Source organism: Streptomyces sp. NPDC016851 (genome assembly GCF_055562795.1).
The window spans coordinates 60226-80512 of record NZ_JBVHEP010000012.1; the positions used below are offsets into that span (position 1 = coordinate 60226).

Genomic DNA, 20287 nt, shown 5'->3' on the forward strand with positions numbered 1-20287 from the left:
ATTCTACGCGCGTTGACTTGTAGGAAACTACGTGACGGTCATCACGATCCTGCATCGACGCACCCACACACGAAAATTTCCGGGAAAGATTCCGGGTCGACACCCGAAACCTATTGCGTTCGGACACGCGGACAGATTTAGTCGGGTTTCACATTGCATTGCCAGGCACTGTAGAAATGAATTGGCAAGTGCCGCAGGAAGGGACCGATATTCGTGGCGCAGAAGGTCGTGGTCACTCTCTTTGACGACATCGACGGCTCGGAAGCGGCGGAAACGATCGCCTTCGGACTGGACGGCAAGTCGTACGAGATCGACCTGAACGAAGTCAATGCCGGTGAACTGCGGAAGGCGCTCGCGCCCTACGTGGAGGCCGGCCGCAAGCGGTCCCGCTCGGGCAGGGCGTACCGGCAGACGGAAGTCGCCCCCGACCCGTCGGCCGTGCGGGCCTGGGCCCAGGCCAACAAGATGGAGGTCCCCGCGCGCGGGCGCATCCCCAAGAAGATCTACGAGGCATTCACCGCCGCCCAGTGACGGCCCGGTGAGGCCCGGCGGACGGCCGGTCACCCGCCCCTCGCGGCAACCGACTTGCGCAGCACCCCGGCTGATCAGCTAGAGTCTGGAGCACGCCGAGGGGCGAGGCCGAAAGGCCCGGCTCACGGAAACATGCGGGTGTAGTTCAGTAGTAGAACATCCCCCTTCCAGGGGGAAGGCGCAGTGTGCGATTCCTGTCACCCGCTCTGCATCGCCAGTACCGACCACTCTTGTGGATCAGGTAGGCTGGTGCCCGCACCGATCGGTGAGAGCCGATCGGGAGCACATGCGGACGTAGCTCAGTTGGTAGAGCGCAACCTTGCCAAGGTTGAGGTCGCGAGTTCGAGCCTCGTCGTCCGCTCGGGAATGAGACCCCGGTCCTGATGGACCGGGGTCTTCTTCGTGTTTCCCTCTCCGCTTCCGGCATCCGCTTCTGACATTTGTCATGCGGAGTGATGACAGCGCGCACTGCTTCCCCGGCCGTGGAGCCGGGACGCTGAAGGCATGGAAACGAACGGACACGAACACGTGATTGAGGTCACTGACCTGCGGCGTGTGTACGGGGGCGGGTTCGAGGCGGTAAGCGGAATCACCTTTTCCGTACGTCGCGGGGAGATCTTCGCCCTGCTGGGCACCAACGGCGCGGGCAAGACCTCGACCGTCGAACTGCTGGAGGGTCTCGCGGCGCCGGCGGACGGCCGGGTCCGGGTCCTCGGGCACGACCCGTACACCGAACGGGCCCTCGTACGGCCGCGCACCGGCGTGATGCTCCAGGAAGGCGGCTTCCCGTCCGAGCTGACCGTCGCGGAGACCGCGCGGATGTGGGCGGGGTGCGTGAGCGGGGCCCGGCCGCCGGCGGAGGTCCTGGCGCTGGTCGGACTGGAGTCGAAGGCCGGCATCCGGGTCAAGCAGTTGTCCGGCGGGCAGCGGCGCCGGCTGGATCTGGCGCTCGCACTGCTCGGCGACCCCGAGGTGCTCTTCCTGGACGAGCCGACCACCGGCCTGGACGCCGAAGGCCGCCACGACACCTGGGAGTTGGTGAGCGCGCTGCGCGACGGCGGTACGACGGTGCTGCTGACCACGCACTACCTGGAAGAGGCCGAGAACCTCGCCGACCGGCTGGCGATCATGCACGAGGGCCGCATCGCCACCACCGGGACCCCGGCCGAGGTCACCGCCGCGGAACCGTCGCGGATCTCCTTCGAACTGCCCGACGGCTACTTCGTCGGCGATCTCCCGCCGCTCGGCGAGCTGGGCGTGAGCGGGCACGAGACCGACGGCCGGACCGTCCGGCTGCGCACCCACGAACTCCAGCGGACCGCCACCGAACTGCTGACGTGGGCCGCGCGGGCCCAGGTGGAACTACGCCGCCTGGACGTGCGGTCGGCCTCCCTGGAGGAGGCGTTCCTCCGCATCGCCAAGGACGTCTCCGAGGACCGGACCACGGGAACGAAGACGAAGGAGTACGCGGCATGAGCGCCATCACCACGACGCCCCGCCCGGCACCGGCGGCGACCACTCCGCTGAGCCGGATGACCGCTCTCGCCCGCGCGGAACTGACCCTGCTCGGGCGGACCAGGGGCGCGCTCGTCGCGGCGCTGTTCGTACCGCTGGTGATGCCTTTCAGCGTGCGGTCGGCGGCCGAGGGGATGGACATCGCCGGAGCCGGGCTGAACACCGGCACCCTGGTGCTGCCCGCCGCGGTCGGCTTCTCCCTGCTGTTCGCCGTCTACTCGGTGCTCGTCGGCACGTACGTCGTCCGGCGTGAGGAACTCGTCCTCAAGCGGCTGCGCACCGGTGAGCTGCGGGACGTCGAGATCCTGGCCGGCTCCGCGCTGCCCGCCGCCCTCACCGGAGTCGTGCAGTGCCTGCTGCTCGTGGCCGGCTGCACCGTGCTGCTGGACCTGTCCGCGCCGTCCGCCCCGCATCTGGCCGTCGCCGGACTGCTGTTGGGGCTCGTGATGTGCGCGGCCCTCGCCGCGGCCACCGCCGCCGTGACCCGGACCGGCGAGAGCGCACAGGCCACGCCCATGCCGCTGCTGCTCGTCTCGATGATGGGCTCCGGCATGTTCTTCCCGCTGGAGCTGATGCCCGACCGGCTGGCCTCCGTGTGCGAACTGCTGCCGCTGACGCCCGTCGTCACCCTGGTGCGCGGCGGCTGGACCGGCGATCTGTCGGCGTACGAGGCACTCGGCGCCCTCGCGACGGCGATGGCCTGGATCGTCATCGCGGTGTTTGCTGTACGGCGGTGGTTCCGCTGGGAACCGCGACGCTGACCGAAGGGGGAGTGACGGGCTGATGCGCGGGCCGGGCAGGTGGTGGCGGCGGCAGAGCACACCGCAGAAGGTCGAGACCTACACGCGGTGGTCGTTCTACTTCTTCGCGGTGATGGAGTTCTTCTCCGTCGGGTTCACGTCCGTGGCCCCGCTGGGGGCACGGCTGGGCGGTGCCGTCATGCTGGTGGTGGCCGTGCACGCCACCCTCGCCTTCGTGACCGTGTCGCGGGCGGTGGACTGGACGCGGGGCCGCAGGCCCCAGCCCATCGGGCTGATGTGGACACTGGCCGCCGTCACCGCCGCGGTCTCCGTCGCCGCGCTCGGGATCGCCGAGCGCGGGCCCGCCGGCGAAAGCGTCGACAGCGCCGCCGGTGGGGTCTTCGGAGTGATCCTGGTCTTCGGGCCCGGCATCATCGCGCTCGGCGTCCGCGACCGGCGGCGCGCCTTCGGCATCGCGGCCGGCTTCGCGGCAGGCACCTGGATCGTGACGTTCGCGCTCGGTGCCCCCGCCCTCACGGCGCTCTTCACCGCGTTGATCGTGCTGATCGGCGGCACGTTCATCGCCTTCGTGGCCGTCTTCTCCGTGTGGCTGCTCAACGCCGTCTACGAACTCGACGAGGCCCGCGAGACCCGGGCCCGGCTCGCCGTCGCCGAGGAGCGGCTCAGGTTCGGGCGGGATCTGCACGACGTCATGGGGCGGAATCTCGCCGTGATCGCGCTCAAGAGCGAGCTGGCCGTGCAGCTCGCCCAGCGGGGACGGCCGGAGGCCGCGGCGCAGATGGTCGAGGTGCAGCGGCTCGCGCACGAGTCGCAGCGGGAGGTCCGCGAGGTCGTGCGGGGTTACCGGGAGGCCGATCTCGCCTCCGAACTGGCCGGTGCACAAGGGGTGCTGATCGCGGCCGGTATCGACTGCACGGTGAGCGGGCGGGCCCCGGCGGAGCTGCCGGCCGGGGTGCAGTCCGCCCTGGGGTGGGTGGTGCGGGAGGCCGCGACGAATGTCCTGCGGCACGGGGACGCGCGGTGGTGTGCCGTGCGGCTCGGGATTCTGGAGGGGCAAGTGGTGTTGTCGGTGGAGAACGACGGGGTCACGGAGACCAGAGAGGGCGCGGGGGCGTCCGGCTCCGGGCTCGCCGGGCTGCGGGAGCGGCTGGCGCAGATCGACGGGACGCTGGAGGCCGGGCCGGCGGGCAAGGGGCTGTTCCGGCTGACGGCGGAGATCCCGCTGCCGTCGGAGTCCGCCCCTTACGATCCCCGCGCTGCTGTGCCTGCTGTGAGTGAGGTCATGCCATGACGGCCGTGGAGCCGGTGCGGCTGCTGCTCGCCGACGACGAGCACCTCATTCGCGGGGCGCTCGCCGCGCTGCTGTCGCTGGAGGACGACCTCATGGTCGTCGCCGAGGCGGCGACCGGGCCGGAGGCGCTGGCGATGGCCCGAGCCCACAAGCCCGACGTCGCCGTCCTGGATCTCCAGATGCCCGGCGCCGACGGTGTGAAGGTCGCCACATCCCTGCGCACCGAACTGCCCGGCTGCAAGGTGCTCATCGTCACCAGCCACGGGCGGCCCGGGCATCTGAAGCGGGCGCTGGAGGCCGGGGTGCGGGGGTTCGTGCCGAAAACCGTCAGTGCGCAGCGGCTCGCGGAGCTCATTCGCACGGTGCACGCCGGGAACCGTTACGTCGACCCGGAGTTGGCCGCCGACGCGATCGCCGCCGGGGACTCGCCGCTGACCGCCCGGGAGGCCGAGGTGCTGGAACTCGCGGCGGACGGTGCGCCCGTGGCGGAGATCGCCGAGCGGGCCGCGCTGTCGCAGGGGACCGTGCGGAACTACCTGTCGTCGGCCGTGTCGAAGCTCGGGGCGGAGAACCGGCATGCCGCGGTGCGGCTCGCGCGGGAGCGAGGTTGGGTATAGTGGTTCCCGCGCCACGGCGCATGCGAACGTAGCTCAGTTGGTAGAGCGCAACCTTGCCAAGGTTGAGGTCGCGAGTTCGAACCTCGTCGTTCGCTCCAGTGAGAAGCCCCCCGGCTCCGGCCGGGGGGCTTCTCCGTGTTCCGCCTGGGCTCTACGCCCAGCTCGTGCCGGTCAGGCGCTCGTACGCCTCCACGTATTTGGCACGGGTGGCGTCGACGACCTGCTGCGGCAGCGCGGGCGGCGGCTGCTCGCTCTTGCGGTCCCAGCCGGACTCCGCCGAGGTCAGCCAGTCGCGGACGTACTGCTTGTCGTACGACGGCTGCGCCCGGCCCGGCTGCCACTCGTCGGCCGGCCAGAAGCGGGAGGAATCCGCGGTCAGGACCTCGTCCGCCAGGACCAGGGAGTCGCCGTCGAAGCCGAACTCGAACTTCGTGTCCGCGAGGATGATGCCCCGCTCGCGGGCGATGTCCCGGCCCCGCGAGTAGACGGCGAGGGTCGCCTGGCGCAGCCGGGCCGCGGTGTCGGCGCCGACCTGGCGGGCGACCTCCTCGTAGGAGACGTTCTCGTCGTGCTCGCCGACGGCGGCCTTGGTCGCCGGGGTGAAGATCGGGGCGGGCAGTTCGCTGCCGTCGACCAGGCCCTCCGGGAGGGCGAGGCCGCAGACCGTACGGGACTCGTTGTACTCGACCAGGCCCGAGCCGGTCAGATAGCCGCGCGCCACGCACTCCACGGGAACCATCTGGAGCGACTTGCAGACGAGGGTGCGGCCCTCCCAGTCGGCGGGGGCGCCCGCGGGCAGTTCCGTGCTCAGGACGTGGTTCGGGATCAGGTCGGCGAGCTGGTCGAACCACCACAGGGAGAGCTGGGTGAGGATCCGGCCCTTGTCGGGGATCTCGGTCGGCAGCACCCAGTCGTACGCGGACATGCGGTCGCTGGCGACCATCACGAGGTCGCCCGCCTCGTTCTGGTACAGATCGCGCACCTTGCCGGTGTGCAGATGCACCAGGCCCGGAACCTGGATCGGCTCGGGCTTCTCTACGAATCCGGACACGGTTCCTCCCCGTGGTTCTGTCCAATGGGGTTGATTCTCCCGTATGCGGGGCTGATCCCGGACAGTGGGTCAGTCGCGTTTGCAGATGCGGTCCAGGAGGTTTGCGGTGGCCCGCTGGACGCGGGCGTCGACGTGGCCGGGGCGGTCCAGGGCCGGGGTCCAGGCGAACGTTCCGGAAGCGAAGACCCAGGCGCCGGAGGGGGCGCGGTACAGGGACGTCTCCTGGTGGCGGGCGGTGCCCTCCTTGTCCGTGTACGGCGAATGGGCGAGCAGCACGCGCTCCTCGTGCTCGGGCAGCGGGGTGCGCGGGAAGTAGCGGTCGGCCTCGCCCGCCACCAGGCCCTCGATCTCGTCCCCCTCGTGCGCCCCGGTCGCCTCCCACAGCCAGTGGCCCGCGTTGCGCACGATCAGAGGGTGGGGCACGGGGACGTGCCCGGCGTACTGGATGCCGATGAGCTGCTGCTCCGCCCGGTCGATCTCCCGCCACAGCACCGGCTTGCCGGGGCCCCTGCGCTTGCGGCAGGTCAGCAGGCGGTCGGGGACACCGGACGGGGACGGTCCCAGCTCCACCTGCCAGTACATCGAGTTGGCGGAGAGGAAGACGAGCGAGGTGCCGGCGTCGCGGGCGCGCTCCACGGCACCGCGCATCGCGGCCGACCAGTACTCGTCGTGGCCCGGGAAGACCAGGCCGCGGTAGCGGGTGGGGTCGACGCGGCCCGCGTGCAGGTCCGAGGCGGTGGCGTAGGCGACGTCGTAGCCGTAGCGCTCGGCCCAGCGGATGAAGTCGTAGGCGTGCCCGACGTGCAGCGGGAGGCCCGCGCCCGCGTACGGGCGGTCGAAGGAGACCGTGGTGGCGGCCTCGGACTCACCCAGTAAACGGCCCTTCTCGTCCCAGGCGTGGTAGAGGCTGGCGCCGGTGCGGCCGTCCTCCGGGTAGAGGTTGTACGCCTGCCAGGTGATGTCGGGCAGGACGAGGAGCAGGTCGGCGGGCTGGTCGTCGCGGACCGTGAACGGGACGTGGGAGCGGTAGCCGTCGGCGGTGGTGAGGACGGCGACGTACGCGCCGACGTTCCAGTACGACGGGATCTGGAGCCGCCAGGACAGCCACCAGTGGTGGCAGGAGACCGTGCGGTCCGCCGTGAGCGGCGAGGGCTGCACGATGCCGGACAGGCGCGGGCTGGTGGTGATCTTCGCGGCGCCGTCACCGCCGTAGTGGCCGATGCGGTAGATGTCGACGCCGAACTCCTGGGGCGGGTCGACGGTGATGTGGAAGTCGATGGCCTCGCCGGGCGCGACCGCGCCGGTGGAGGTGAAGCCCTTGATCTGGCAGTGGACGTCGTCGGCCGCGCGAGGGCCGCTCGAGCGGCTGCCCTTCTTCGGGGCCTGGGCCGGGTCCTGGTCCACGTACCAGGGGACGACCTGGCCGCTGTCGTCGAAGTACGTCACGTTTCCGCGCAGCCACGGAACGGGGCCCTGCCCGAAGGGATCCGTCACGGCGTGCGCCAGCGCTCCCGACTCCCAGCGGCGGATCTGCTCCGAGCCCATGGTTGCTTCCCCTCCCCTTCGCCCCCGTGGCTGTGCGTGCTGTGTGGTGAGCTGCGACCCCTGTGGTTCCTTCGTGCCTATGTGTTTGTCGTATGTCGCAAGCCCTTGCCATGCGCGCGAACGGTCCAAGCACATCACATAATGCGCGCACTTCGTTACTGTTCGTTTCGAATTGGCCAGAAGCGGAAGCCGGTGCTCCGGGGGGCGACCCCGGGGGGTCAGCCGAGCCGGACCGGCTTCTCGGGCCGTATCCCCAGCTCGGCCAGCCAGGCCCGCAGGGGCGTGGAGTCGCCGTCCTCGATCAGGGTGAGGACCTTGGGCGCCAGGTCGGCGGTGCGCTCGCCGTTGTGGAGGAGGGTCGGGCCGTCCAGCCAGTCCAGGCCCGGTGTCGCGCCCGCGGTGTCCATCGCGGCGCAGCAGATCATCGCCGTGAGGTGGTCGGCGAGCAGTTCACGGGCCGTGCGCGGGGGCTGGAGGGGGAAGAGGGGGAGGGTCCGGTCGTCCCAGAGTGCTGCGGGGTCCGGGGTGGCCGGGGGGCTCATGGGCGGGACGGTCGCGGTCGCGGGGGTGGTGGCCGCGGTGGTCGCGTGGTTCGTGATCGCGGGGTTGGTGGCCGCCGTGGTCGCGGGGTTGGTGGGGGTCGAGGTGGCGGCAGTCGAGGGGGTGGGGGCCGAGGTGGCTGTGTTCGAGGCGGCGGCGGTCGGCGGGCCCGGCGTCGCGGTGGCTTCCTCGCGGGACAGTTCGGCGCTGAGCCGGGCGGCGAGGGTGGCGCTGCGGGGGGTCGTGCCCGCGAGGTCCTCTTCGTCGTCCGGGGGTGGTTCGGGGCTCCGGGTGACGAAGGGGGGTTCTCCGGCCTGGTCCGTCAGGTGATCGAGGACGCGGGACAGCGTCGGGCCGCCGGTGTTCGGGGCCGTGCTTCCCGGGGCCGGGCGGACGCCCATGTCGTCCAGGACCCGGTGGAGCCGGGCCGCGTCGATGCGCCACTTGCGGTCCACGACCTCCTCCGGATACTCGCTCCAGCCCACCGGCGACCAGTCGGGACCGGGCCCCGCCGGGCCGCCGTGGAAGAGGCGGGCGGCGAGGAGGGAGGCGGCCTCGTCGACCGCGCCCGGCTCCTCCAGCAGATCGCAGGCGGGCCGCTCACCAAGCCGGGACGCGAAGCCCTCGGCCAGGCGGTCGCGCCGGGACAGCTCCGTGAGCGCCGCCACCACACCGGCGTCCAGCCGGGACGGCCAGCGGCCCATCCGCCAGGCGGGCAGCGCGACCCGGGTCAGCAGCCGGTCCCAGCCCGCGTACGCCAGGCCCACCTGCTCCTGGGCGACGATCCGCAGCCCGTAATCCACAGCCTGTGCACGCTCCGCGGCCGCTGCCGCCACACCCCGCTCCATCTCGGCGGCGTGCACCCGGCAACTGCGCAGCAGCAGCCGGGCCACCCAGCCGACACCGGCCAGCACGGCCCGCGACACCGGCCGGCGATCCGGCGCCGAGGCCACGGCCACCGCGGCGTCCAGGCCTCGGACGAAGCGCCGGGCGGCGGCTATGTCGGGGTGCGCCGAGGGGCCCGTGCCGGCGACGACCGGGGCGAGCACCGCACGCAGCTCCCCGACCCGCATCCACCACAGGAAGGGGGAGCCGATCACGAGGACCGGCGCGACAGGGTGCCGGCGGTGCGGGTGTCTGCCGCCGCCCGCTATGTCGTCGTGCTCCTCGGCGGGGGGCGGGCCGTGGGCCCGGTGCGTGCGGTCCTCCAGCCAGCTGTCGCAGTCCGGCGTGAGCGCTATGGCGGAGGGCGCGGGGACGTCCAGGCGGTCGGCGAGGTCGCGCACCAACCGGTACAGGTCGGGGGCCGACTCCTCGGCGATCGGGATGGTCGGGCTCATGGCGGGACGGGCCCGGGCGACGACCAGGGCCACACCGGCGGCGGCGAGCAGCACCAGGACCGCGACCGGCGTCAGTACCCAGCGGACGGCGTCCCAGCCGGGGCCCGCGAGGCGGCCGGTGGCGGCGCCCGCGAGCAGGATCACGGCGACGGCGGCGGGCAGCAGGGCGACGGCCAGCGCGCGGCTGCGGATGCGCAGCACGACCAGTGCTCGTGCCCGCGCGGCCTGCGCGCCTGCCTCCACACCCATTCCGGTCACGACCGACCTCACCCCCTCCCCGTTGACCTGACGCTTTCCTTGCTCACTCCCCCACTGTGGCACCCCCCACTGACATCGCAATGCCGGTGGGCCAAGTGCCGGAACGCTTGCGCCGCACCCTAGTTGGGGCTCCACCCCCCGTCAGCCGGATAGGACATCGGTCACTCGATGGAATGGCTTTGGGGAGAGGTGGATGACGGACAGCGAGGATCAGGCCGCGCATACCGAAAACTTCAGGCCCCGGATCCTGAGACGGATCCGGGGCCTGCCGGGTTCATCGAGCGGGGCTGTTTCCCACGTTGGTGTGACGCAGGGTGTACGGGTTGACGCGCGGTGGTGGCGCCCGGTGGTGAGCCCGGCTGGTGACCCCAGGTGGGGCGCGTGGCGGTGACGCGTGGTGGTGGCGCCGGGTGCCGGGATGGCCGGTCGGTTACGCGCCTGCCGCCTTCGCGGCGATGTCCGTGCGGTGCTGGGAACCGTCGAGGCGGATGCGGCCGACGGCCGTGTAGGCGCGGTCGCGGGCCTCGGTGAGGTCCTTGCCGGTGGCCGTGACGGACAGGACGCGGCCGCCCGCGCTGACGATCGCGTCACCGTCACGCCTGGTGCCGGCGTGCAGCACGTACGCGTGCGGGGCGTCCTGGGCGGCGACCTCGTCGAGACCGGTGATCGGGTCGCCGGTGCGCGGGGTGCCGGGGTAGTTGTGCGAGGCGACGACCACGGTCACGGCCGCTTCGTCGCTCCAGCGCAGCGGCTCCAGGTGGGCGAGGTTGCCGGTGGCCGCGGCCATCAGGAGACCGGCCAGCGGTGTCTTCAGCCGGGCCAGGACGACCTGGGTCTCGGGGTCGCCGAAGCGGGCGTTGAACTCGATCACGCGCACGCCGCGGGAAGTGATCGCGAGACCGGCGTAGAGCAGCCCGGAGAACGGCGTGCCGCGGCGCTTCATCTCGTCCACGGTCGGCTGGAGGACGGTCTGCATCACCTCGTCGACCAGCTTCGGGTCGGCCCACGGCAGCGGGGAGTACGCCCCCATGCCGCCGGTGTTCGGGCCCTCGTCGCCGTCCAGCGCGCGCTTGAAGTCCTGGGCGGGCTGCAGCGGCACGACCGTCTCGCCGTCGGTGACGGCGAACAGGGAGACCTCGGGGCCGTCGAGGTACTCCTCGATGACCACGCGCTCGCAGGCGGCGGCATGCTCCTTGGCGGCCTCGATGTCGTCGGTGACGACGACGCCCTTGCCGGCGGCGAGCCCGTCGTCCTTGACGACGTACGGGGCCCCGAAGGCGTCGAGGGCCGTGGCGGCCTCCTCGGGGGTCGTGCACACGTACGACCGTGCCGTGGGCACCTCGGCCGCCGCCATGACGTCCTTCGCGAAGGCCTTGGAGCCCTCGAGCTGAGCGGCCTGGCCGGACGGGCCGAAGACCGGGATGCCGGCCTCGCGGACGGCGTCGGCGACACCGGCGACCAGCGGCGCCTCCGGGCCGACGACCACGAGGTCCGCGCCGAGCCGCGTGGCCAGCGTGGTGACGGCCGCGCCGTCCAGGGCGTCGACCTGGTGCAGCTCGGCGACCTCGGCGATGCCGGCGTTGCCGGGGGCGCAGTGCAGCGCGGTGACATCGGGGTCGTGGGACAGGGAGTGGCACAGGGCGTGTTCGCGGGCGCCGCTTCCGATGACGAGGACCTTCACGGGGGTCAGCCTAACGGGAGGTGGCGGGTTCCCTTTGTGCGGGCTTCCGAAGGGGGTGGGGAGGTTGGGTTGGAGGTTCCTCTAAACGGGGGTCCTGGCTGGTCGCTCGGGGGCCCGCTCGTCGGTGGCGTGGCCATCGCGCTCGGTCGGGCGGCTAGGGCTCGTTCGAGAACTCCTCCACCACCGTCGCCCCCAGTTCCCGGACGATCAGCTCCTGGCCGGAGAGGGCCGACTCGTCGAGGTCGGGATCGTCGTCCTCGGGGATGTCGTCCTCGACGGAGACAGACCGGGGCGCCGGGGCGGAGGGCTGAGGTACGGGGGCGGTGGACGCGGGGGCCGGGGTGGAGCCACGCGTGGGGGTGCTCGACTGCTGGGCGGGGGTGGAGGGGGCCGTCGGCTGGGCCGGGGCGGGGCGCTGGGCGGTCGCCGTACCGCCGCCGCTACCGGCGTTGTAGCCGCCGCCTCCACCGCCGGTGTTGTAGCCGCCACCGCCGCCACCGCCACCGCCACCGCCGTAGCCACCGGTACCGCCGCCGTGACCGCCCTGGCCTCCCCCGAATCCGGAAGGGCCGCCCGTGGCCTGCGGCGCGGAGCCGCCGGACGGGTCGACGATCGCCTCGATCTTCCACTGGACGTTGAACTGCTCGCCCAGCGCCTGCCGCAGCACGTCCTCGCTGCCGCTGCTCAGGAAGTTGTCGCGGGCACCGGCGTTGACGAAGCCGAGCTGGAGGGTGGTGCCGTCGAAGCCGGTCACCTGGGCGTTCTGGCTGAGCAGGATCCAGGTGAAGCGACGGCGGTTCTTGACCGCTTCCAGGATGTTCGGCCAGAGCATGCGGGGGTCGAGACCGCCGGGTGCCGGGGCGGGCGCGGCCGGTGCCGGGGCCGAGGACGCCGGTGGGGGGCTGCTGGGTGCGGGCGCGCTGGGGGCGGGGGCGCTCGCTGCCGGGGGGGCCGAAGCGGGCGCGGATGCGGGTGATGGCGCGCCCGAGGCGGCCGTGGGCCAGCCGCCGGGACGACGGCCGCTGCCGGCGGAGGCCGCGGTGGGCCAGGCGCCGGGGGCCGGGGCGGAGGCGTGGGAGGGAGCGGGAGTCTGGGGCGGCGGCGCAGGCTGGGCGTGCCCGCCGTCGGCCGGGCTGCCGGCGGGCGCGGGCTCGGCATGATCTGCGGGAGCGGCGGGCCCGGTCGGAGCGGGCGTGCCCGTAACCGCCGGCTGCTGCGCTTCCTGGCCCGCTGCAGCGGGGGCATGCGTATGCCCGCCATCGGCCGCCGGATGACCGCCACTGCCACTGCCACTGCCGCCCCCGGGACCCCCGGAGCCGATGCTCCCGGGAACAGGGCTCCCTGGGCCCTCACCACCCGGCGCTCCGGACGCGCGGACCGCCGCCCGGGCCGCGGCCGGACCGCCACCCGGCGGAACGGGAGCAGCCGCCGGAGCGGCTCCGGCCGCCGCTGCCCCATGCCCCTCGGGCCCCGGCGCGTACCCCATGGCGGGCATGCCGGCCGGGCCCTGGGAGGAGAAGTTCACGCCGCGCTCGATCCGGTCCAGCCGGGCCATGACGGACCGCTCGTCGCCGTAGGCGGCGGGGAGCAGCACGCGGGCGCAGATCAGCTCCAGCTGGAGACGGGGCGAGTGGGCGCCGCGCATCTCGGTGAGGCCCTCGTTGACGAGGTCGGCGGCCCGGCTCAGCTCGGCGGCGCCGAAGGTGCCGGCCTGGGCCTGCATGCGTTCGACGACGTCGGCGGGGGCGTCGATGAGCCCCTTCTCGGCCGCGTCCGGGACGGCGGCGAGGATCACCAGGTCGCGCAGCCGCTCCAGCAGGTCGGCGACGAACCGGCGGGGATCGTTCCCGCCTTCGATGACACGGTCGACGACCTCGAAGGCCGCGGCCCCGTCACCGGTGGCGAAGGCCTCGACGACGGAGTCCAGGAGGGAGCCGTCCGTGTACCCGAGCAGGGCGGTCGCCATGGCGTACGTCACACCGTCCGCGGCGGCGCCGGCCAGCAGCTGGTCCATAACGGACATGGAGTCACGCACGGACCCGCCACCGGCGCGCACGACGAGCGGGAGGACACCGTCCTCGACCGGGATGGCCTCCTTCTGGCACACCTCGGCGAGGTACTCCCGCAGGGTCCCGGGCGGGACGAGCCGGAACGGATAGTGATGGGTCCGCGACCGGATGGTCCCGATGACCTTCTCGGGCTCCGTGGTCGCGAAGATGAACTTGAGATGCTCCGGCGGCTCCTCGACGACCTTCAGCAGCGCGTTGAAGCCGGCCGACGTGACCATGTGGGCCTCGTCGATGATGTAGATCTTGTACCGGCTGCGGGCGGGCCCGAAGAAGGCCTTCTCACGCAGGTCACGGGCGTCGTCCACACCACCGTGGGAAGCGGCGTCGATCTCGATGACGTCGATGGAGCCGGGGCCGTTGCGCGCGAGGTCCTGGCACGACTGGCACTCACCGCAGGGCGTGGGCGTAGGGCCCTGCTCGCAGTTCAGACACCGCGCCAGGATGCGCGCACTGGTCGTCTTGCCACAGCCGCGCGGCCCGCTGAACAGGTACGCGTGGTTGACCCGGTTGTTGCGCAGCGCCTGCTGCAACGGGTCGGTGACGTGCTGCTGCCCGATGACCTCGGCGAAGGTCTCCGGGCGATAGCGGCGGTACAGAGCGAGAGACGACACGCATACGAGGTTATAGGCGGCCACTGACAACCGACCCCGCCCCAGGAACCCCAGAACCCCAGAACCTCGGAACCCCAGAGCCCCGGAACGCAGACGCCCCCCACGCACCCGCCAGAGCCAACCTACCCTTGCTGCCTTCCGGCCCTGGGGGAGTTCAGTCAGATAGCGCCGCGTGAGGGGCTGCGCCAAGGTTACCTGATGTCGGGGGCAGGGAACGAGTTCGCGAGCACTCCCCTCGGTCATGTAATGTTCCTGGCGGAGGATTCGCCTAGAGGCCTAGGGCGCACGCTTGGAAAGCGTGTTGGGGGCAACCCCTCACGAGTTCGAATCTCGTATCCTCCGCCAGTGCCTCACCGGGCACGATGTCGAAGGGCCCCACCGCTTGCGGTGGGGCCCTTCGTCGTGCGTGGTTGCAGTTTTGGTTGCAGTTCGTGTGGCGGGCGTAGCCGGAGGACCCGACAGACGGTCCGCTTTCGGCACCTGGGCACCCCTCGCAACTTCGACCGGGTTTGTCAGTGGTGCCTGGTAAGCCTGTTCTCCTACCGATCAGCTCCTCGGGTGAAGGGTGAACAGCCATGGCGGGGGAGAGCTACGTCGACCACGAGGTCCTCAAGGCATTCGCGAAGAACAAGGTGAACGTGCCGAAGGAGGAGGCAAAGGAGCGCCGCCGCCAGGTGAACTACCTGCGGGAGCGGCTGGAGGACTACATCGCCGACCACCCGGACTTCGACCTGGTGAAGCTCCGCGCGTCCGGCAGCACGGCCAAGCACACAGCGATCCGTCGCAGGCGCGGCACAGGGTCCGACGCGGATGTCGCCGCGTACCTGCGCGTCGGTGACCCCGACATCGACGTCTCGACGGTACTGGCCTGGCTGGAGGAGCGCTGCAAAGAGGTCTATGGCAAGACGAAGGTCGCAGAGGACTTCAAGCCCTCTGACCACGCGGTCGGCATCACTATGCGGGGCTCCGGCTTGAAGATCGACGTGGTGCCCGTGCTCTACACCGGCGAGCCGGACGACCGGGGCTACCTGGTCACCAGCGGCGGCATCAAGGTACTCACCTCGGTCACGCTGCACCTGCGCTTCATCGAAAAGCGCAAGGGGAAGGCCGGCGACGGCTACCGGGAGCTGATCCGCCTGCTGAAAGCGTGGATCCGCGAGAGCAAGGAGGGCGATCCGCAGCTGCGCTGTAAGTCCTTCCTGATCGAACTCTTGGTCGCGCACCTCTGGGACGTCGGCTGGAACGGAAAGCCGCTGCAGGTCGACGACTATCCGCAGGCGATCGAGCAGGTCCTCTCCTACATCGTCCGCACCGGCCTGAAGACACCGATCGTCTTCACCGACTACTACACGGCCGACGAGGCGAGCGCGACAACGGACTCTATCCAGGTCTGGGACCCGGTCAACCCGGAAAACAACGTCGCTCGCGGCTACACCGAGTTCGACCGCCAGCGGTTGGTCAATCACGCCAAGACCACCCTCGACACCCTCACGACGGCCGCCTACGCGGCCACGAAGAGCGAGGCGCTCGACCTCTGGCGCGAGCTGTTCGGCCCCACCTTCCCGGGAGAGTGACCATGACCGGCTCGTACTCCAGATCCGCTTCCAGTTCGTTCACGATCACCGATGCCCGCTACGTCGGAGGCAGAGTCGCCGCCGACCTGCGCCTGCTGTACAACCTCTACGGCGAGCCCTCCCACGAGAGAATCGAGAAGTTCGCCGAGGAGGTCGCCCTGCTCCTGCGCGACGGCTATCTCGACACCGTCGACTACGGCTTCCGCGACACCGCCACCAACGCCTGGAAGTTCCGCCTGCGCTACAAGGCCACGGCCGGCGGCCAGCTCGTCGACTCACGACCCGGCAGCTTCCCGGACCCGGTCGACCTCACCGGCTACACCTTTCACAGCTTCCTGAACTACAGCTCCGCCTTCTGGCTTCTGACCAGCAGCCAGCAGGCCGGGGTCACGGAGGCCCTGCCGATCTCCCGGACGACCGGCACCGCCCCGAGTGCCGTCGCGGGCACCAGCACCGCGGGGCACGGCTACGCCCGCAACGGCACTGGCGTCTCACGCGACGTCTACGTCGCCTTCTAGTCCAGCGCCATCCGCAGGAGGAACGAGCACGTGACCAGCCAGGACGACCTGTTCCACCCCGTCATCGAGTTGCCCGAGCCCACCCGACGCGCCCGCTACGACCGTCTGGTCGGCCTGGACGAGACGAAGCTGCGCCTACGCAAAGAAGCCGCGCTCCTCGCGGACCCGCGCCGACTTCGGTCCTGGGCCGCGCAGTACCACGGCGGCAACGTCGCCGCTCTCGCCCTGTTCGCAGATAGGGCGCCGCTGTTCGTTTTCGCCGGTGACGTCGGCTCCGGCAAGTCCGCACTGGCCGAATCTTTCGGCTGCGACCTCGCCGACTGGCTCGATCTGCCGGTGTACCTGTACCGGCTCAAGCTCGCCACCCGCGGCAGCGGCCTCGTCGGCGAGATGACCTCCCTCATTGGAGACGCCTTTACCCACATGCACATGGTGGGCAAGCGCGCGTCGGGCTCTGAGGGAGCACGCGCAGTGCAGATTCTGGTCGTCGATGAGGCCGACGCCCTGGTGCAGTCCCGCGAGGCCCAGCAGATGCACCATGAGGATCGGGCCGGCGTCGACGCATTCTTGGCCAGCATCGATGGCTTGGCCGGCGCCGCGCTCCCAGTCGTCATCGTGCTGTGCACCAACCGCATCGGCGCACTCGACCCGGCCGTCATGCGCCGCGCCGCGGCCACATTCACCTTCACCCGCCCCGGCGACGAGCAGCGCCACGCGGTCCTCACCCAAGCGCTCGACGGACTCGGCATCCGGCCGGAGACCATCCACAAGGTCGTCGAGCTCACCGGCCCTACCGAGGACCGCCCCGGCTACACCTTCTCCGACCTCACCCAGCGCCTGGTCCCGGCAGCCGTCTTCCGCGCCTTCCCCGACCGACCCGTCATGGACGAGGACCTCCTCGCCCTTGCCGAGGATCTGGAGCCCACCCCCGTCTTCACCGAGGAGCGCTGATGGCCCACCTACCCGCCCCCGGCCCCACCAGCGTCCGCACCACCGGCGACTACTACCAATGGCTCGTCGCCTGGGAGGCATGCCTGACCCTCCTCCGTGAGAACACCGCGCGTTCGCACAACCCTGTGCGCGCCGTCGGCGTCGAACTTGACGGCGTCGGCAATCTCGACGATGTAGTCCTGCTGCGCGATGTCCCCCCGAACACCTACAAGCAGGTCAAGTACGCGGTCGACAGCGCCACACCGGTCAATGCGGAATACCTGACCAAGCCCACCGACAGCGGCGGCCCGTCGATTCTCAAGAAGATCGCCAGGACGTGGAGGCAGCTGACCGCAGACGGCCGCAGCGTCGAACTGCACCTGGTCACCAACCGGGCGGCCGACCCTGCCGATGATCTGGTGAAGGTCTGCGATGCCCGCACCGGGCTCCTGATGCCCAAAGCAGCCATCGGCGGAGGCAGGTCGGATCGCGGCAAGGCACGTGCCCGGTGGGCCAAGGAAGCAGGTCTGACCGAGGCCGAGCTCCTCGACCTGCTGTCGGTTCTGCACTTCGACCTGTCGGTGAACATGGTCAAGTACCAGGAGCATCTTCAGCTGTTGATGGCCGTCGCGGGACTGCGCCATGACCAGCAGGCGTTGGAGGCGGGAGCCGGATGGGTCGCCAAGATGGTCCGCAACGGCCAGCGCGAGCTCACACTGGCAATGGTCGAGACCGCCGTCGCAGAGTTGGACCTCAAGGCTGGCCTCGCTCGGGCCGTGCTGTCGATCGCCACCCTTAAGCCAGACCCGATGGCTCCGGACGCCGACCACGCCATTGACTGGGTCGAACGCTTCGAAAGCGACTCCGAATACACCAAGCGTCGGCCCTTGTCGCCGAATACCTGGGCCCAGCTGCAGGCGGACATTGAGGCCGCACCTGGACGCCTCCCCGCCGGTACGACCGCTGTCTCCGTCACTGGCAGCATCCGTCTAGCGCCGGCCTTCCTGGTTGGTACCACCTTCCGCATGGTCACCAGGACCGACCTCGCAGTGCTGCAGCGGGGGAGGGCCGGCAGCCAGCTCTGGTCTACCAACGACCCATTTGAGACCGCCTTGGTCCCAGAAGTCGCTGAGTACGAGATTGGCCAAGGCGACGAGATCGCTGTCGCCATCGCGGTCGCGACGGAGATCACCAGTGACGTCTTGGAGTACCTACGCGAACAGGACCTCCCGGTCGGTAAGCTCATCGTCCTCGCCCCGCCGAGTGGCAAAGCGAACGACGGCTCCGTCCCCGGCAGCATCGCCGCCAACGCCTTGGCAGTGGGCATCCGCGATCACCTCCGCCGCTCCACCCGCCGAGTTCAGCGCATGCATCTCTTCCTCGCCTGCCCGATGGGACTTGCTGTTCTACTGGGCAACCGATGGAACCGGTTGTGTCAGACCGTCGTTTATGAGGACATCAAGATCGGCGACGGATACGAAGCGGCATTCACCGTGGAGGCGTAAGAGGCTCAACCAAGGGCGCCGGACCTCAAAGTTCGGAGGGTTGCGGGCACGCTTCACAAAGTGCGGGCTCCGACCGTTGACGGAGTCCGCATGGCCCACCTGCAACAGTGGGATCAGGCTGTGATTGGCTCGCCAGCCGGGTCCAAAGCAGCCTACTGACCTTGGCCGCCGCGTCCTCGTAGCGGCGGTCGGTCAGGTGCTGGTAGCGGCGCATGCGGGCCGACCTGTGGATAACTCCCGTGGCCGAGATCCTCCCTAGTAGTGTCAAGACGTGGCCACTCCTCTGTTCCCTGACACTGATCTGCACGGTCTCCCTGCTCTTCCCGCGGAGGCCGTGGAGCACGGCGAGGTCTTCACGCGACGCTGGGTGGTCGATCTGATCCTCGACCTGCTCGGCTACACGGCCGACAAGGATCTCTGCGACGCAAAGCTCGTCGAGCCAGCCTGCGGCTCGGGTGCATTCCTGGTGGCTGTGGCATCGCGAATCAGTGCCTCCTGCCGTGCACACAATCGACCGATCACAGACGCGCTCGCGGCGGTTCGTGCTCTGGACCTGCTGGAGCGCAACGTGAAACAAAGCCGTGCGGTCATCGAGAAGCAGCTGGTGGACGAGGGATGGCAGGCCGAGGAAGCTCAGCGGGTGGCAGCAGCATGGGTCGAAGAGGGCGACTACCTACTGCAGTCCGACGCAGATCACCGTGCCGACTACGTGGTGGGTAACCCTCCGTACATTCGCCTTGAAGACGTCCCCGACCATCGGATGGCCGCCTATCGCAGCGCCTGCCCCACGATGGGCGGCCGAGCAGACATTTACGTCGGCTTCTATGAGATCGCACTGCAAAGCCTCAAGCCCGGAGGCCAGCTGGGCTTCATCTGCGCGGACCGCTGGATGCGGAACCAGTACGGCCGTCGGCTCCGGCAGCTGGTGAGGCGTCGCTTCAGCATGGATCTGGCACTCGTCATGCACGACGTGGACGCGTTCGATGATCAAGTTTCGGCCTATCCGGCGATCACGCTCATCTCGAACCGTTCCCAGGGTGAGGCGGTCGCAGCGGATACCACCCGCGCCTTCGGAAGCACCCAGGCCCACGACTTCGCCGACTGGTACACGAGGGGCACGTCAGAGTCGATCACTACCCCGGCCTTCCAGGCCGCGCGTATGCCGCACTGGTTCCCGGACGAGGACTCGTGGCCGGCCGCGTCACCAGCCAGGCTGGCAGTCCTGGAGGAGCTGACCGAACGTTTCCGGCTGCTGGAGGACGACAAGACCGGAACACGCGTCGGCATCGGCATCGCAACCGGCGCCGACAAGGTCTTCCTCACAGACGACGACAGCCTCGTCGAACGTGACCGGCTGTTGCCGATGGCCATGGTCCGTGACACCACCAGCGGCACTCTGAACTGGCACGGGACCTACCTGGTCAATCCGTGGACCGCCGAAGGCGACCTCGCAGACCTCACCGCACACCCCCGGCTCGCCAAGTACTTCGAAGAGCACGGTGCCGCCCTCCGTAAGCGCTACATCGCGGTCAAGCAGCCCCAACGCTGGTACAAGACGATCGACAAGGTCGACCACCGTCTGACCGAGCGCCCCAAGCTGCTGTTTCCGGACATGAAGCTGACGATCCATCCGGTCCTCGATGAAGGCGGCCTGTACCCTCACCACAACCTGTACTTCATCGTCTCGGACGTCTGGGACATGCGCGTACTCGGTGGTCTGCTGCTCTCCAAGGTCGCGGAAGCGTTCGTGGAGGCGTACGCGGTCAAGATGCGAGGGGGGACTCTCCGGTTCCAGGCGCAGTACCTCCGCAAGATCCGCGTGCCCGACCCCGCAGCGATCAGCGAGAGCGACCGGGTTGCCCTTGCAGAGGCTTTCGACAAGCGCGACGTGAAGGCCGCCACGGAGGCCGCGCTTCGCGTCTACGGACTCGCCGAGCTGCCTGACTAGGG

At 70.3% G+C, this 20287-nt stretch carries 15 protein-coding genes, 4 tRNA genes and 1 other RNA gene; 14 read left to right on the plus strand and 6 right to left on the minus strand.

What is annotated here, in order from left to right:
- Positions 1–213 precede the first annotated feature (213 nt).
- From ACZ3I3_RS20575 to ACZ3I3_RS20610, 8 genes are all read left to right on the plus strand, one after another.
- Positions 214–531 (plus strand): histone-like nucleoid-structuring protein Lsr2, encoded by a 318-nt coding sequence (locus ACZ3I3_RS20575; protein ID WP_356928543.1) that lies wholly within the window; start codon positions 214–216, stop codon positions 529–531.
- Between the two features lie 134 nt (positions 532–665).
- Positions 666–737: transfer RNA gene (locus tag ACZ3I3_RS20580), tRNA-Gly, on the plus strand.
- A gap of 82 nt (positions 738–819) precedes the next feature.
- A tRNA-Gly gene (locus ACZ3I3_RS20585) sits at positions 820–892 on the plus strand.
- A 143-nt stretch (positions 893–1035) separates the two neighbouring features.
- On the plus strand, positions 1036–2007 hold the full coding sequence (locus tag ACZ3I3_RS20590) for an ABC transporter ATP-binding protein (protein WP_467367022.1): 972 nt from the start codon (positions 1036–1038) through the stop codon (positions 2005–2007).
- Positions 2004–2807, plus strand: coding sequence for an ABC transporter permease (locus tag ACZ3I3_RS20595; protein WP_467367024.1), 804 nt, complete (start codon positions 2004–2006; stop codon positions 2805–2807). Before ACZ3I3_RS20590 ends, ACZ3I3_RS20595 begins: the two co-directional genes overlap by 4 nt.
- A 22-nt stretch (positions 2808–2829) precedes the next feature.
- Positions 2830–4098: a sensor histidine kinase gene (locus ACZ3I3_RS20600; protein WP_467367026.1), complete on the plus strand. Its 1269-nt coding sequence runs from the start codon at positions 2830–2832 to the stop codon at positions 4096–4098.
- The gene (locus ACZ3I3_RS20605; RefSeq protein WP_010045051.1) at positions 4095–4715 is read left to right on the plus strand and encodes a response regulator transcription factor; all 621 of its coding nucleotides are present in this window, start codon (positions 4095–4097) and stop codon (positions 4713–4715) included. The genes ACZ3I3_RS20600 and ACZ3I3_RS20605 overlap by 4 nt, the downstream gene beginning before the upstream one ends.
- A gap of 22 nt (positions 4716–4737) precedes the next feature.
- Positions 4738–4813 (plus strand) — tRNA-Gly (locus ACZ3I3_RS20610).
- A gap of 53 nt (positions 4814–4866) precedes the next feature.
- On the opposite strand, the gene ACZ3I3_RS20615 is transcribed toward ACZ3I3_RS20610, so the two are convergent.
- From ACZ3I3_RS20615 to ffs, 6 genes are all read right to left on the minus strand, one after another.
- Positions 4867–5766, minus strand: coding sequence for a phosphoribosylaminoimidazolesuccinocarboxamide synthase (locus ACZ3I3_RS20615; RefSeq protein WP_467367028.1), 900 nt, complete (start codon positions 5764–5766; stop codon positions 4867–4869).
- Positions 5767–5835: 69 nt separating this feature from the next.
- Complete coding sequence (locus ACZ3I3_RS20620) at positions 5836–7311, minus strand: N,N-dimethylformamidase beta subunit family domain-containing protein (protein WP_467367030.1); 1476 nt, start codon at positions 7309–7311, stop codon at positions 5836–5838.
- Between the two features lie 218 nt (positions 7312–7529).
- Complete coding sequence (locus ACZ3I3_RS20625; RefSeq protein ID WP_467367311.1) at positions 7530–9440, minus strand: M48 family metalloprotease; 1911 nt, start codon at positions 9438–9440, stop codon at positions 7530–7532.
- A gap of 439 nt (positions 9441–9879) precedes the next feature.
- The gene (purD, locus tag ACZ3I3_RS20630) at positions 9880–11130 is read right to left on the minus strand and encodes a phosphoribosylamine--glycine ligase (protein WP_467367031.1); all 1251 of its coding nucleotides are present in this window, start codon (positions 11128–11130) and stop codon (positions 9880–9882) included.
- Positions 11131–11284: 154 nt separating this feature from the next.
- The gene (locus ACZ3I3_RS20635) at positions 11285–13810 is read right to left on the minus strand and encodes a DNA polymerase III subunit gamma and tau (RefSeq protein WP_467367032.1); all 2526 of its coding nucleotides are present in this window, start codon (positions 13808–13810) and stop codon (positions 11285–11287) included.
- A gap of 89 nt (positions 13811–13899) precedes the next feature.
- Positions 13900–13994, minus strand: an RNA gene (ffs, locus tag ACZ3I3_RS20640) — signal recognition particle sRNA small type.
- A gap of 73 nt (positions 13995–14067) precedes the next feature.
- Between ffs and ACZ3I3_RS20645 the strand changes: the two genes are divergently transcribed.
- From ACZ3I3_RS20645 to ACZ3I3_RS20670, 6 genes are all read left to right on the plus strand, one after another.
- A tRNA-Ser gene (locus ACZ3I3_RS20645) sits at positions 14068–14155 on the plus strand.
- Positions 14156–14385: 230 nt separating this feature from the next.
- A complete protein-coding gene (locus ACZ3I3_RS20650; protein WP_467367034.1) occupies positions 14386–15384 on the plus strand; it encodes a CBASS oligonucleotide cyclase in 999 nt (332 codons plus the stop codon).
- Positions 15385–15386: 2 nt separating this feature from the next.
- On the plus strand, positions 15387–15902 hold the full coding sequence (locus ACZ3I3_RS20655; RefSeq protein ID WP_467367036.1) for an HORMA-1 domain-containing protein: 516 nt from the start codon (positions 15387–15389) through the stop codon (positions 15900–15902).
- A gap of 30 nt (positions 15903–15932) precedes the next feature.
- Complete coding sequence (locus ACZ3I3_RS20660) at positions 15933–16853, plus strand: AAA family ATPase (protein WP_467367038.1); 921 nt, start codon at positions 15933–15935, stop codon at positions 16851–16853.
- Positions 16853–18337, plus strand: coding sequence for an SAVED domain-containing protein (locus tag ACZ3I3_RS20665; protein ID WP_467367040.1), 1485 nt, complete (start codon positions 16853–16855; stop codon positions 18335–18337). Before ACZ3I3_RS20660 ends, ACZ3I3_RS20665 begins: the two co-directional genes overlap by 1 nt.
- Positions 18338–18608: 271 nt before the next feature.
- On the plus strand, positions 18609–20285 hold the full coding sequence (locus ACZ3I3_RS20670) for an Eco57I restriction-modification methylase domain-containing protein (protein WP_467367042.1): 1677 nt from the start codon (positions 18609–18611) through the stop codon (positions 20283–20285).
- Positions 20286–20287: the final 2 nt, after the last annotated feature.